The organism is Halorhodospira sp. 9621 (assembly GCF_022228055.1).
GTDB classification, from domain to species: domain Bacteria; phylum Pseudomonadota; class Gammaproteobacteria; order Nitrococcales; family Halorhodospiraceae; genus Halorhodospira; species Halorhodospira halophila_A.
In genome coordinates, this window is the sequence record NZ_JAJNRD010000081.1 from 1 (window position 1) to 1,339 (window position 1,339).

Here is a 1,339-nt window from a genome sequence, read left to right on the forward strand (position 1 = left end):
ATCCGACATCGACGTACCATGGGTATGTTCTCAAGGGCGCAATCGAGCACGGCCTTCCGGAATGGCACGTCGAGGTGATCCGGAAGGTTCCCCATAGTCCCTTTCATGATTAGGCGTGCGTGAGCACGAGTGTCCCCCTGCCCGGAGCATCGGGTTGGAGCGGATGGGGTCGGCGGTGCAGGCTGTCGGCTGTGTAAGCCCGGGCACCGTGTTGGCGGTGCGCCTTGGGAGGGTGGTGGTAGAGGAGGCTTGGTCATGGCGCATGTTCAGCCGTCAGGCGTTGACGCTCTCCGCCTTGCCGGGGGGCCGGAACGTGAGCTCAAGACGGTGGCGTGGCTCGGCCGCGCGCTTCCGCAATCGTACACCGTCTTCCACGGCGTTCACTGGAGCGCTGGATCGGGGCGCCGCACGGTCTTTGGCGAGGCGGATTTTGTGGTGGTCAACGCGGCCGGAGAGGCCCTGCTGGTCGAACAGAAAAACGGTCCCCTGGTCGAGGAAGAAGATCGGCTCGGTAAGGACTACGGCAGCGAGCAAGGCCCCAAGGACGCCGTTCGGCAGCTTCATCGCAGTCGGGAGGGGTTGCTTGGAGCTTTGGAGCGCGGCCTGGGTCGGGGCAAGCCTCCGGGCGTGGGCGTTCTCCTTTACTGCCCGGATCACCGGTTGCGCCGTGCAGAACCTGCTGGACTCGCCCGGGAGCAAATCGTCGATGCAGCCCGGGCCGAGGAACTGCCCGAGCAAATTCAAGCCCAGCTTGGCCCCGGGGTGGAAGATGCTGAGACGGCTCGCATCGTGCGCGGGGTGCTCGCGCAGGAGCTGGATCTGGCACCGGATTTGGGCCAGGAGGTGGCGCTGCACGAGGAGACCTTCCAGCGCCTGGCGGGCGGAATTACGGACCTGGTCCAGGGACTGGAAATGGTGCCATGGCGGCTGCGGGTGATCGGCAGTGCCGGCAGCGGCAAGACTGCGGCCGCGATGGCGTTTTTTCAGGATGCCCGCTCGCGCGGGCGGCGCCCGGCACTGATCTGCTTCAATCGCGTCCTCGGCGATCGCCTGTGCGCGCGACTCGACGGCTCCGGCGATGTGGGCAATTTCCACCGGCTTTGCCGCAGTTGGCTGGAGAGTGCCGGAGAGCCATTCGACCCTGAGCGTGCCCGATCCGAACCTGCCAAGTATTGGAGTGAGGTGGCAGATCGGCTGATCGAGCGCTCTGAGTGCCTGCCGCGTTTCGACCGGCTGATCATTGATGAGGGACAAGACTTCTCTGCCGAGTGGTGGGAGCTTCTGCGCTTGTGCCTGGTCGATGACGCCGAAGTTCTGTGGTTGGAGGACCCGCAGCACC

Annotated in this window: 1 protein-coding gene; it reads left to right on the plus strand. The window is 65.3% G+C overall.

The genetic code is table 11. The features are described from left to right. Nucleotides 1-255: 255 nt before the first annotated feature. Nucleotides 256-1,339: NERD domain-containing protein (locus tag LRF89_RS13150; protein ID WP_238637358.1), on the plus strand; the 1,084-nt coding region annotated here is incomplete at its 3' end.